Genomic DNA, 13,623 nt, shown 5'->3' on the forward strand with positions numbered 1-13,623 from the left:
CTATGCGGACAACGCCTGCAGACCCCTTGCCGGGGCCACGTACGGACTGCGCCTGGCCAAGCCAGGTGGTTCGGCTTGCCGCTCAGGAGCGGCGGTCTTAATCGAACATTCCTTCGTCGGAGATAAAGGAAACATGCCCCTTCATAGGGGTATGCCAACGTTGGGCGCATATCTGAACTGGAGCTGAACGTGGCTATTGCAGTATGTTATCCACACCAGGCAAATTTTATAATTACCTACAATAGAAAAACCTCTTCTTTGCACAATAAGAAGAGGTTAACATAATTAGTTCGACTCTTCTTATCTACCAAGCTTAGTAGCTTGCTGGAATTAGCACAGTTCTTTAAAAGCCTGTTGCCGAGGTATCTTTGGGCCAGTCCCTCCACCTCTCTGGATAAGAAATATTATGGAAATTTTCTGTTAAATTCACTATACAAGGGTTCCTAATTATTGTCAATATTCTTTTTTAGAAAAAATATATTTTAAAATTACTTGTTGACATTGTATTTGATTTATCTTATATTCTTATTTAACTAATCAAACTGAGCTAAGAAAAGGACATGAATCATTCTCACTTTTCTTTTTAGAGAATAGGGTCATCGGCTGGAAGCCCTTAAGTTAAGCGAATGATTTACCACCTTGGAGCTATTATGGGGAATCGGGAATCCTTAGTATCCATAATCGGGAAACCGTTATCTTTTGAGCATTTTGCACTTTTGTGTGAAATGAAATTAGGGTGGAACCACGACCACACTCGTCCCTTCTATGAGGATGAGTGTGGTTTTTTATTTTTATAAGTGAAAGCTATGACAAGGACACGAAGGATGTTTGAACGTCTTAACAGAGAATGAAGGTCACCGACTGAGAGCCTTCTAGGAATACAGCATCCTTTACCACCTTGGAGTGTTATGGGGAACCTATGTTAGAAGTATCCATAACCGGTAGGAGCCGTTATCTCTTTTGAGCGTTTTGCATTATTTATGCGAAACGGAATTAGGGTGGAACCACGACCACACTCGTCCCTTCTTTGGGATGAGTGTGGTTTTTTATTTCTAAAAATTTTAGGAGGAAAAAACATGTCAAACAATGTAGAACTGTCAAGAAGAAATCACCGAGAGCTCGGGCAACAGCTAGAGTTATTTATGTCTATGGAAGAAGCTCCAGGTATGCCATTTTTTCTACCAAAGGGAATGGTCATTCGAAACGTACTAGAAAACCTTTGGAAAGAGAAACATCAAAAGGCTAAATACCAAGAAATAAAGACTCCCATTATGATGAAGCAACATTTATGGGAACAATCCGGACATTGGGATCATTATCACGATAATATGTACTTCTCTCATATTGATGATCAAAACTATGCAATCAAACCGATGAGCTGTCCGGGTGCTGTTTTACTTTATAACAGCAAACGTCGCAGCTATCGCGAACTTCCAATCCGCTACGCGGAACTCGGACTTGTGCATCGTCACGAATTATCTGGCTCCTTAAATGGATTACTTCGGGTTCGTTCTTTTACTCAAGATGATGCCCATTTATTTGTTCGCGAAGATCAAGTAAAAGACGAAATTAAAAATGTTCTAGAGCTTGTCGACGACATCTATTCCATCTTTGGATTTAGCTACAAAGTAGAGTTGTCCACTCGCCCGGAAAAATATATGGGAGATTTAGAAAAATGGAACAAAGCGGAAGCCTCTCTCCAACAAGTTCTAGAGGAAAAAGAAATAGATTATAGTTTGAATGAAGGGGACGGCGCTTTTTATGGTCCAAAAATTGACTTCCACATCCTTGATTCGTTAGGACGAAGCTGGCAATGTGGAACCATTCAATTAGACTTCCAATTCCCCGAAAAATTCGGTTGTGAATACATCGGTGAAGACAATAAAGCTCACCAACCGATTATGATTCATCGCGCTATCTATGGGTCTATCGAGAGATTCTTGGCTATTCTTATTGAACATTATGATGGAAACTTTCCATTATGGATAGCTCCTGTACAAGTGAACATGTTACCGATTTCTGCAGCTCATGTTGACTACGCTTATCAGGTAAAAACACAATTAGAGCAAGAAGGATTCCGAGTAGAAGTAGACGATCGTAATGAAAAAGTAGGATTAAAAATACGCGAAGCTGAAAAACAAAAGGTTCCGTATATGATGGTTGTTGGTGATAAAGAAATGGAAAATCAATCTGTCGCGTTACGAAAGCATAAGGAAGGTAATATTGGCAATTTATCCCTTTCCAATGTAATCAGCATACTGAAGGATGAAGAAAAATATTAAGTAAAGAAAAAGAAGCTAGGACAAAACTATAATCTCCCAATCTAAAGATGAACGATTACACGATAAGAAGTGTAGAACGTTACTTTTCAATGGTTGGGTTTTCATTCACAGTTGATATAAAATGCGATGTAACGATCTTTGGATAATTACTAAAAAGTCAAGTTTAGCCTAAATGCCACGCTTCGGCAGAATACTTCGCTTTACGCGGGCACGGCCTCAGCTTCCTCGGAAGAACACTACTTCCTGCGGGATCTTCGGCTCGCGCTGTTCCCGCTGGAGTCTACGTATTCTGCCTACGCTTGTAGGTATTTTCTAATATAGTGGGTTATTAACACCTATAAAATAAGTAGACCAAGAGACACCTCTGACTTGAAAAGAACTCCGTACTAAGCTGCGGAAAAATGCGAGACTCCTTGAAAATAAACCCCAATTTTCTGCGTGCGAGGTTAAGCTTCCGGAGTATTCCTTGTCCTGTGGGAAAGGAACAGTTGAAGACCCCAAAAGATGCACCTGCGTCTTCTAGTAACGCTTCGAAGTAAGCTTCCTCGGTGCAAGTCAGCAAAGATGATTATCCGATGTAGTAGCCTGGCTGAGGCGTTCCCCACGGAAAGCGAGTATTTTTCCGCAGCGCCGCATTAGCAGTCAACTTGATAAAGTATATACGAGTCCTTATTTCGTTACGTCGGAGTATATATAAAATTCGCAACAATATTTAACAAAGCCTCTAAATAGAAAAATCCGAACTGATTCGAACTCTATGAATAAATTTCGAATCATAGTTCGGATTTTATTAGAATTAAAACACTTTTGTCCCAGTCTCTTCCCTACTTTACTCAAATCTTAAAACGAAATACTTCTTCTTCCCTCTTCGAATTATAACAAACGTATCATCGATTCGATCTTCTTTCGTTAATACATGAGCTAAATCTTGATTTCGCACTCCATTGATGTACACCGCACCATTCTGGATATCCTCACGAGCTTGACGTTTAGATGAAGCAATTTTCGCTTCTACTAATGCATCAACTAAACCAATTTCTTCAACAGTGAAGGTTGTAGAAGGCACATCTTTGAAGCCTTGCTGAATTTCTTTTCCGTTAAGGGATGCTATATCCCCACTGAATAAGGCCTCGGTAATCCGTTGAGCTTGCATTAGTGCTTCCTCTCCGTGAACAAGCTTCGTCATTTCTTCCGCTAAACGCTTATGCGGAATTCGTTTCTCTGGTGCTGCCTCCAAGGATTTTTCTAATTCATCAATCTCATCAAAACTTAAGAAAGTAAAGTATTTTAAGAACTTGATGACATCCCGGTCATCTGCATTAACCCAGAATTGGTAAAACTCATATGGAGACGTTTTTTCGGGATCTAGCCAAACGGCCCCACCCGCAGTTTTTCCAAATTTTGTACCGTCAGCCTTTGTAATAAGTGGTACCGTCAAACCGAATGCTTTTGCTTCTTGCTCTTCCCCACTTTTCGTACGGCGGATTAATTCCATACCAGCGGTAATGTTCCCCCACTGGTCACTTCCTCCAATTTGTAAAGTACAGTTTTCTTTTTCGTAAAGGTTCAAAAAGTCAACCGATTGAAGAATCATGTAACTAAATTCGGTAAAGGAAATTCCGTTTTCCAGTCTGGATTCTACAGAATCTTTCGCAAGCATATAATTAATTCCAAAGTGCTTACCCGTGTCGCGTAAGAAATCAATCACTGTCATAGTGGATAACCACTCGTAGTTATTACGGGCAACAGCAGCATTTTCCCCGTCATCAAAATTTAAAATACTAGCCATTTGTTCTTTAATACTATTGCTAAAGTGTTGTACGGTCGCTAGATCATTTAACTGGCGTTCTGTTGAACGACCACTAGGATCCCCTATCATTCCTGTTCCCCCACCAATGAGAGCAACAGGTCGGTGTCCTGCTTTTTGGAATCTTTTCAGCATTAGCATAGGGACCAGATGACCAATGTGTAAACTATCAGCTGTAGGATCAAATCCACAATATAATGTCACAATTTTCTCATCTAAGTGTTTTCGCAGACCTTCATCATCTGTTGTTTGATTGACTAATCCTCTTCTTTGCAGATCATCTAAAATGTGCATAACATTCACCTCTCCATTCTTTCGAAGTTATTAGAAAACTATGACTAGTCACCTTGAGGTGAAAGTCGATATTCTTACTTATACTTTCATCCAATAACATATAATTGTGAAAGTAAAAAAAACCTCTATCCCAAAAAAGGGACGAGGTTTGTTCTCGCGGTACCACCCTTGTTGCAAGCTAAACTTGCCACTTCGTTTCATAACGACTTGGTTAAGCCGTCCCCATGCATGAGGATGCTCCAGATTTGTACTTCGCACGTAATTTTGTACTAGCTTCCAGCAACCGCTAGCTTTCTGAAACAGGGAATTACGTTACTACTTGAATCCTTCTTCGCATATATAGGTTTTAGAATGTAATGATATTATTAATACCATACAATATTATAAATTGCAATGATAATTAAACAAAAAACTGTGCAATTTGACGGTTATGCTATAATATAGAGTGGGTTTAGGAGGTATTACTTATGAATAAAGAACGATTTGCTCATTATATAGAAAAATTAAAAGAACTCTGGGCTACTGGTGTCATTCAGAAAGGCTCTAGAATTACGTATGATGTAACCTGGAATATTATCTTATTCTTTCTCATTATTGGTGTGATTGGAGCTTTCTTTGCCGGTGGTGTTGGTGCTGGCTACTTTGCTTCTTTAGTCAAGGACGAGCCCGTACGCGCAGAAGAGGCTATGGAAAAAGACCTCTATAACTATGAGGAATCATCTGAATTGTATTTTGCCAATAACACATATCTAGGAAAAGTACGTTCAGACTTATACCGCGAAGAAACTACCTTAGAAAATGTTTCCACACATGTTAAAAACGCTATTATTGCGACAGAGGATAACACTTTTTATACCCATAATGGGGTTGTACCAAAAGCAATATTGCGCGCCATCCTACAAGAAGCACTGAACACTTCCGTTAAAACAGGTGGTAGTACATTAACACAACAGCTCATAAAAAACCAAATCCTTACAAACGAAGTTTCATTCGAACGGAAAGCAAAAGAAATCCTGTTAGCATTGCGTTTGGAGCAATTTGCTGACAAGGACGAAATTCTTCAGGCCTACTTAAATATCGTTCCATTTGGAAGAAATGCAGCAGGTCAAAACATTGCTGGTGTTCAGACAGCTGCTCAAGGCATTTTTGGTATAGATGCAAAAGACCTTAACTTGCCACAAGCTGCTTATATTGCAGGTTTGCCACAAAGTCCATCTTTTTATACACCATTCAAGAATGGCGGAGGGGTAAAAGATGAGGCAGGTCTGGAACCTGGTTTTAACCGAATGAAAACTGTCCTTTCTAGAATGCTAGAAAGTGGGTTTATTACAGAGGGAGAATACCAAAAGGCCATCCAATATGACCTTGCAGCAGACTTTACAGAACCAAAGCCATCGCCTCTTGATGAATATCCATATTTAACAAATGAAATTGAAAAAAGAGCAAAAGAAGTGCTTTCCAAAATTTTAGCGAAGAAAGACGGATATACCGAAGAGGATTTAGAAAACAGTGCGGAATTAAAAGAAGAATATATGATTCTAGCAGAACGCGACCTCCGAAAAAGTGGATACAAGATTCATACAACCATTGATAAAAAAATATATGATGTCCACCAAGATATTGCGGCCGCCTATGACAATTATGGTAGTGATAAATGGGAAACAGTAACCGATCCTGAAACTGGGGAAACGAAACAAGTAAAAGAACCGGTTCAAGTCGGAGGTATTTTAATAGAAAATAAAACCGGAAAAATTATTAGCTTTATTGGTGGTCGTGATTTTAAATTAGAAAATCTAAACCACGCAACAGATGCAGAACGACCAAATGGTAGTACGATGAAGCCATTACTTGTTTATGCACCTGGAATGGAAGCAGGTGTTGTTCAACCTGGATCGATTATTGCCGACGTAGATACAGTTATTACGTATCCGGGTATGCCTGAGCCATATGATCCCGGAAACTATGCAAGTAATTTCCATGGACTTGTTTCGGCAAGAACAGCTTTAAAGCAGTCTTATAACATTCCTGCAGTTAGAACGTACATGCAAATTATTAATAACGATCCTGCTTCTCAATATTTAGAGCCAATGGGATTCACCTCTCTAACCAAAGGGGATCACGGCTATCCAGCCGTTGCTTTGGGTGGTTTAACAAACGGGGTAACGATTGAAGAGAATACGAATGCTTATACCACATTTGGGAATGGTGGAAAAGCAGTTGATGCCTATATTATTGATAAAATTGAAACGGTTGACGGAGAAGTAATCTATCAGCACGAAAGTGAAGCTGTTGAGGTATTTACTCCACAAACGAACTACCTCATGCTTGATATGATGCGTGATGTATTGACAAGTGGTACAGCTACAGCAGCTAGAGCAAACTTGAAATACACGAATGTCGATTGGGCGGGAAAAACTGGTACTTCCCAAGATTGGCATGATACTTGGTTTGTTGCTACTAACCCGAATGTCACGATGGGAATGTGGATGGGTTATGACACTCCGAAGCCATTAGGAGGAAACTATAGTCGCCGAAATTTAATATTGTGGGCAAAACTCGTCAATGCGGCGACAGATATTAATCCGGACCTTATGGCACCAAAAGAACGATTTGAACGTCCAGGAGGGCTCGTGTATCGATCCTACTGTAAAGTTTCCGGTATGCTGCCATCTGACGTTTGTAGTGAACTAGGCTTGGTTGATTCAGACTTATTTAATGCGAAGTTTGTTCCGAAACAAAGAGATAATAGTCTTATCCGTGGAACGTATGTCATGGTAAATGGAAAATCCATTATTGCAGGTCCGAATACTCCGAAGGAATTTACAAAAGACGATGGAGCTGCTTTCAATCCTGAATGGTTGAAAGAAAATGGCTATGATAAACTTGGCGATATCCGACAGCTTATCCCTAGCCAAGGCGGGGCTTGGGATAAAATTTCAATCCCAAGCACGGATGAAATCAAAAACGATGGCAAAAATCCGAATGCCCCATCAAGCTTGAAAAAATCTGGTTCTAGTACGATTTCGTGGAAGGCATCTTCTAGTAAGGATGTAGTTGGTTATCGTATTTATAAAGCAAGTAAACCAGGTGGTTCCTTTAAATTAGTAGGAAATACAACGGAAACAAAAATGAACGTTGGCGGTGGAAAAGCTGTTTATCAAGTAAAAGCAGTTGATTACTTCGGGCAAGAGTCTGGAGCATCCAATACGTTACAAATTGGAGACTTCACTCCCGAGAAAGAAAAGCCAGAAGAAAAGGACGATAAGCCAGTAAATGGTGGTGGTTCAAACGAGGACAGTGGTTCTGGTGGATCTAACGGGGACGGAGGATCTGGTGGAAATGGAGAAACTGGTGACACCGGTGGTGACGGTGGTACCGATGGATCCGGAGGTTCTGGCGGAACTGATGGAAGCGGAGGATCTGGTGGCACTGGCGATACCGGGGGATCTGGTGGAACCGGTGGTACTGATGGAACCGGTGGCACTGGTGGTACTGAAGAGTAATTTAAATAAAAATGTTAAAGGAGCTTGGGTACAGTCCAAGCTCCTTTTCTTATTCATATTACAAGGATTGACTGTAATACCATCCTTTAAAGTAAAGGTCACGACCAGCTCAGGTTCGGCTACACGGTCGCTTCCACTTTTGTAATAAATCTTTTAAGTTTTCTTTTAACAAGTGCCTTTCTTCCCTGTATAATAAACGTATAAATAGAGTCCGGATAGGTGGTGAGCGCTTGATCCACGAAAAAATATACAGTTCTAAACAGTTAAAAACTGAAAATGAAACGATGTTAGTAGAAGGGCCACTAATGTCTAATGAGTTATCAAACTATCATTTTCACCCTGATTTAGTTGCCTTTCGCCCTGCACCAAAACAATTCGAAGCGTTAAAAGAAATTGCAGAATTACCAGAAGGAAGAATTTATGTAGCACGAACCGAGGACACCATTGTTGGGTATGTTACCTTTCTACACCCAGATCCATTAGAAAGATGGTCTACGTTCAATATGGAGGAGCTAATTGAGTTGGGTGCCATTGAGATTGCACCAGATTATCGAGGATATCAACTTGGTTCCACTTTGTTGGAAATCGCCGTTGCTGATTCCAACATGGAACATTATATTATCATTTCAACTGAGTACTATTGGCACTGGGATTTAAAGGGAACTCAACTTAGTATTTGGAACTATCGAAAAATCATGGAAAAAATGATGAGTGCTGGAGGACTAAAACCCGCACCTACAGATGACCCAGAAATCATGGCACATCCAGCAAACTGTTTAATGGTCCGAATTGGGAAACATGTATCCGAAGCGTCCATCCAAAAGTTTCAGAGACTACGTTTTCTAAGTCGTTCCACATCATAAGCTGAAAAGGGGATGGATAACGATGTTAGTAGAAGAGATCATGAAGCGAGAGGTTATATCCTTACCACCAAACGCTACCATTGCAGAAGCCTATCAAATTTTACAAGACAATCCAATTCGTCATATCCCTATCGTCAATGAAGACGAGGAGCTTATTGGCATTGTCTCTGATCGCGATGTCCGTGATGCAAGCCCTTCTATCTTATCAAAGGAAATGGGCCTATCTGAAATGAATCACTCGATTGATACGATCATGACCACACCTGTCATCACGATTCACCCGTTAGACTTCGTAGAGGAAGTGGCTTCGATTTTTTATGAAAGAGAAATTGCTTGTTTACCCGTAGTTCAGAAAAACAAGCTAATCGGAATGGTTACAGAGAAAGACATGCTCTATACTTTAATTCAATTGACCGGTACGCACGTACAAAGCTCTCAGGTCGAAATCAAAGTACCAAATAGAGCTGGTATTCTACCTGAGGTAGCTGCAATCTTTGGTCATCGCAAAGTCAATATTGCATCCGTACTCGTTTATCCGTACAAAAATGATTCAAGCTTTAAAATTCTAGTTTTCCGTATCCAAACGATGAACCCGCTTCCTATTATTGAGGATATACAACAAGCAGGATATGAGGTCTTGTGGCCAAATATGGGGATGACTCCATGAAATGTGATGCTAAGTTTGTTTACTCAGAGGATTTGTTAACTTATCAATTTGGAACGGAGCATCCTTTCAACCAACAAAGAATTAAAATGACAAAAGAACTCCTTGAGGCAGAAGGAATTCTTACAGATACAGAGATAGTAGAACCGAGGATGGCAACAGAGGAAGAGCTCCTATTAGTACACACATCCGAATATGTAGATGTCATTCAAAAAGCTAGCAAAGAGAAAATAGATTCTGAGAAATTTCTCAACTACGGCATTGGTACAGAAGACACCCCTATTTTTCCAGGCATGCATGATGCTTCCCGTTTGTTGGTTGGCTCAAGTCTTACTGCGGTCGACCAAGTTATGTCAGGAGAAGCACGACATGCTCTTAATTTAGGAGGTGGCTTGCATCACGGTTTTCCGAATAAAGCATCCGGTTTCTGTATTTACAATGATGCTGCAGTGGCGATTCAATATATACGGAAAAACTATAACTTACGCGTTTTATACGTAGACACCGATGCCCACCATGGTGATGGGGTTCAAAATATTTTTTATAATGATCCTAATGTATGTACGCTTTCCATTCATGAGACAGGAAGATATTTATTTCCTGGTACTGGGCAAGTTCATGAGCGAGGGGTTCAAGCTGGATATGGCTACTCCTTTAATGTACCAGTTGATGCCTTTACGGAAGATGAGTCCTTTATAGAAATGTATGAGTCCTCTCTTATAAAGGTCATGAACTATTTCCAACCTGACATTATCATTAGCCAAAATGGAGCGGATGCGCATTGTTATGATCCTCTCACCCATCTATGCTCAACAATGCAAACATTCGAATTCATTCCGAAACTTGCCCATCAATTAGCGCACGATTATTGTGATGGGAAATGGATTGCACTTGGTGGAGGTGGATATGATATTTGGAGGGTTGTACCAAGAGCATGGGCTCAAATATGGAGCGTCATGCAAACGGATACAACGTTCCAAGGTACTCTACCGATTGAATGGATCAAGCGGTGGGAAAAGCAATCTCCTGTTTCTTTACCTCATTCTTGGCACGATGATGAAGGGATTTATCCACCGATTCCTAGAAAAGAAGAGATAACAGAAAAAAATAAACGTACCTTAGATATCCTCCTACAATATACGAAAAACCAAGACAAATTTCATAATCAATTCTGACGTAAAAAACTACGCTGGTTCACCAAAATGGGTTTACTTATGAGGTGCAAAATGATAAAGCACCATCATTCACACGATTTACACAACTGATTTCACAGTATATTTAAATAAGGCTTAGAGAATTAAAATTCTCTAAGCCTTATTTAAATTCCACTAAAGGTTGCACCCTTTACTTTAAGTCCAATACTTCACAACATTTGCACATTACAGTGGTTTTGGTGCATTAATTTGCTCATCTAAATTCCATTCTAGCAATTGACCAGCATGAACTAAGCCAGAACCAAAACCGTACAAAAGAGCTTTGTCTCCATCTTTAACTTTTCCCTCTCGAATTCCAAGATCCAGTGCTAAAGGGATTGTAGCAGCTGAAGTATTTCCAAAGTTAACTAAACTATAAAGTGTTTTTGTCATTGGATAATCCAACTTTTCACAGATAGGTTCAATCAATCTTAAGTTGGCACTATGCGGTATGAACCAATTTACTTGATCTATACTGGTCTGTGTTTTATCTAAGATGACCTTAATGTTGTCAGGTATATTTCTAACCACCCAACGAAATACTTCTCTCCCATTTTGGACAAGGTATCGAGTATCTAATAACTCCGTGTCATTTACCGTTCCTGATAATCCGCGACGATATACATGTTGTGCTCCACTTCCGTCACTACCCAAATGAAATCCAATAAAGCTATTGGATTTTACATCCTTCTCAACCAATACTGCACCTGCTCCATCTCCAAACAAAATACATGTACTTCTATCCGTGTAATCTGTAATTTTTGATATGGTGTCGGCACCTATAACCAGTATCTTTTTGTGTAGTCCAGAAGTAACATATCCCTGTGCAGTGTGTAAGGCATAAACAAATCCTGCACAAGCCGCACTTAAATCAATGGCACCTGCATTAGCTATTCCTAGTTTGTTCTGTATGATACTTGCAACTGACGGAAATGGAAAATCAGGTGTACTTGTTGCCACAATAATCATATCTACATCATCTATTTTTTTATTGTACCTAAGCATCATATCCTTTACAGCAGAGATACATAAATCACTGGTATATTCATCAGAACGGGCTATTCGGCGTTCTTTTATGCCCGTTCTTTGGATAATCCATTCATTGTTTGTATCAACCATTTGCTCAAGATCAAAATTAGTTAATCTTCTTTGGGGTACATAAGTTCCGATAGCAGTAATTCTTGGACTTAACATTCCATCCACCTCACATTAATTATAAGTTAGTACTAGTATCTGGTACTAATTATAACGGTTTTAACCGATAAATCAATTCATATATAAAAAAAGCGTTAATCCCTTCCTGGATCAACGCTCCTGTTAATTAAAACAAAATATCTTTCAGAAATATTCTTTTTGGGTTAAAAGGCTACGAAGTTTTCACGCCCTCCTGTTTTCACAGGTAACCATCCTATTATTTCACATTCGCATTATGTATTACTATTTTCCACCTGTTGGAGAATGACGATTTCCACTCGCCTGTTTTTACTCCAATTCTCTGAAGAAGTATTAGGTACAATAGGCTTCGTGTCTCCATATCCAATAGAAGCCTCAAATTTACTTCCTTGAAATTGATGATTATCTTCTAGGTAACGAATGACACTACTCGCTCTTGCACCAGAAAGCTCCCAATTTGAGGGGTATCGAAAATTTGAAATAGGACGATTGTCCGTATGTCCTTCTACTTTTATTTTATTCGGTACATTTTTTAATAAAGTGGCTATTCGGTCAAGTAATGGTCTACCTGCTTCAATAATCTCAGCTTCACCCGAATCAAATAAGACCTTTTCTTGTAGGACTAACTCGACTCCTTCTTGCCTGCGATTAGCGGTTACAGTTGCTTCTAGGTTATTTTCTTTAATAAAGGCATTGACTAGCTGCAGGAGCTGATCTAACGAATCCACCTCTTCCTCTGGTACCGCAACAGGTTGTTTTTCAACTGGGTCATCTAACACTTCATCCTGCCCTGCTTCTTCCTGCTTCTCTTCGTTAGTAGGATTTTCATTCGAAACAACTGACGGATAAGCATCAAATATCATCCGATTGCGAAAAGATTCCGCCAGTTCTTGAAACTTGACCATATCTAACTGTGACATGGAAAAAAGCAGAATAAAGAACACAAGCACAAGCGTGACCATATCTGCATAAGTCACCATCCATTTCGGTGCGCCTTTATTTTTTTTCTCTTTTTGCCTAAGCTTCATGGATGGTTTCTCCTGTTAGATTACGATCTAACCCTAACTTTGTTTCTTTGCGCATATCAGTGGAAAGGAAGGCAGATAATTTCTCTCTTAGGATGTGAGGATTTTGGCCAGATTGTACGCCGATAACCCCTTCAAGGATTATTTGTTTAAAAAAGACCTCTTCATCTGTACGATTTTCTAGTTTACTTGCCATTGGGATAAAAACAAGATTTGCTAGGACCGTTCCGTAGAATGTGGTTAACAATGCAACCGCCATGTTAGGACCAAGTGTAGAAGGATCTTGCAAATTCTTTAACATAAGTACAAGTCCGATTAAGGTTCCTATCATTCCCCATGCTGGTGCATATTCCCCTGCTTTTTCGATAATAGCTCGTCCTCTTTGATGACGATCCTCCATCGCTATAATCTCTGCTGTTAAAATATCTCGGATGACTTCGGGTTCATATCCGTCGACTGCGAGTAAAATTCCTTTTTTCAAAAAAGGATCTTGAACGGACTCCATTTCCATTTCTAGAGATAGGAGTCCTTCTCGACGAGCCTTTTCTGACAACATCTCAAAGCGTTCAATTAATTCCGGAAGAGGCAATTGCTCCTGTCGAAACGCTTCTTTTAAAACTTGTCCTGTTAACTTCAATTGTCTCCGATTAAAATTTATTAGGATTGCTGCTATCAGTCCACCAATAACAATAAAAAAGGAGGCGAGGTCTAGAAAGGATACAACCCCAGACGCGCCTCCACTAGATAATATTCCAAACATGATAAGCAGGAAACCTAGCGTTATGCCAACAGGTGTTAGTAAGTCCACTTTTTTCATCG

General features: G+C 39.8%; 9 protein-coding genes, 1 riboswitch and 1 other annotated feature. Of the genes, 5 read left to right on the forward strand and 4 right to left on the reverse strand.

Translation table 11 applies throughout. The features are described 5' to 3' along the window. Nucleotides 1–297: 297 nt before the first annotated feature. Nucleotides 298–401: riboswitch (SAM riboswitch) on the reverse strand. 675 nt (nucleotides 402–1,076) lie between these two features. Then, nucleotides 1,077–2,282, forward strand: a complete 1,206-nt coding sequence (gene thrS / locus KO561_RS12660; RefSeq protein WP_231093641.1) for a threonine--tRNA ligase — start codon at nucleotides 1,077–1,079, stop codon at nucleotides 2,280–2,282. A gap of 829 nt (nucleotides 2,283–3,111) precedes the next feature. On the opposite strand, the gene tyrS is transcribed toward thrS, so the two are convergent. After that, nucleotides 3,112–4,383 (reverse strand): tyrosine--tRNA ligase, encoded by a 1,272-nt coding sequence (gene tyrS / locus KO561_RS12665; RefSeq protein ID WP_231093642.1) that lies wholly within the window; start codon nucleotides 4,381–4,383, stop codon nucleotides 3,112–3,114. A gap of 134 nt (nucleotides 4,384–4,517) precedes the next feature. Next, nucleotides 4,518–4,724, reverse strand: a binding site (T-box leader). 126 nt (nucleotides 4,725–4,850) lie between these two features. Here tyrS and KO561_RS12670 point away from each other — a divergent pair. The 4 genes from KO561_RS12670 (at nucleotide 4,851) to KO561_RS12685 (ending at nucleotide 10,588) form a co-directional block, all read left to right on the forward strand. Then, a complete protein-coding gene (locus KO561_RS12670; protein ID WP_231093643.1) occupies nucleotides 4,851–7,886 on the forward strand; it encodes a transglycosylase domain-containing protein in 3,036 nt (1,011 codons plus the stop codon). A 230-nt stretch (nucleotides 7,887–8,116) separates the two neighbouring features. Continuing rightward, nucleotides 8,117–8,749, forward strand: a complete 633-nt coding sequence (locus KO561_RS12675) for a GNAT family N-acetyltransferase (RefSeq protein ID WP_231093644.1) — start codon at nucleotides 8,117–8,119, stop codon at nucleotides 8,747–8,749. A gap of 22 nt (nucleotides 8,750–8,771) precedes the next feature. Then, nucleotides 8,772–9,416: an acetoin utilization AcuB family protein gene (locus KO561_RS12680; protein ID WP_231093645.1), complete on the forward strand. Its 645-nt coding sequence runs from the start codon at nucleotides 8,772–8,774 to the stop codon at nucleotides 9,414–9,416. Beyond that, nucleotides 9,413–10,588 (forward strand): acetoin utilization protein AcuC, encoded by a 1,176-nt coding sequence (locus KO561_RS12685; RefSeq protein WP_231093646.1) that lies wholly within the window; start codon nucleotides 9,413–9,415, stop codon nucleotides 10,586–10,588. Before KO561_RS12680 ends, KO561_RS12685 begins: the two co-directional genes overlap by 4 nt. 204 nt (nucleotides 10,589–10,792) lie before the next feature. On the opposite strand, the gene KO561_RS12690 is transcribed toward KO561_RS12685, so the two are convergent. The 3 genes from KO561_RS12690 to motP form a co-directional block, all read right to left on the reverse strand. Beyond that, nucleotides 10,793–11,800 carry a ketoacyl-ACP synthase III gene (locus KO561_RS12690; protein WP_231093647.1) on the reverse strand — a complete coding sequence of 336 codons (1,008 nt, stop codon included), beginning with the start codon at nucleotides 11,798–11,800 and terminating at the stop codon, nucleotides 10,793–10,795. A gap of 233 nt (nucleotides 11,801–12,033) precedes the next feature. After that, entirely contained in the window at nucleotides 12,034–12,807 is a 774-nt protein-coding gene (gene motS / locus KO561_RS12695; protein WP_231093648.1) for a flagellar motor protein MotS, read from the reverse strand. After that, nucleotides 12,797–13,621, reverse strand: coding sequence for a flagellar motor protein MotP (gene motP / locus KO561_RS12700; protein WP_231093649.1), 825 nt, complete (start codon nucleotides 13,619–13,621; stop codon nucleotides 12,797–12,799). Before motP ends, motS begins: the two co-directional genes overlap by 11 nt. Nucleotides 13,622–13,623: the final 2 nt, after the last annotated feature.

This window comes from Radiobacillus kanasensis, assembly GCF_021049245.1.
In the GTDB taxonomy this organism is placed as follows: domain Bacteria; phylum Bacillota; class Bacilli; order Bacillales; family Amphibacillaceae; genus Radiobacillus; species Radiobacillus kanasensis.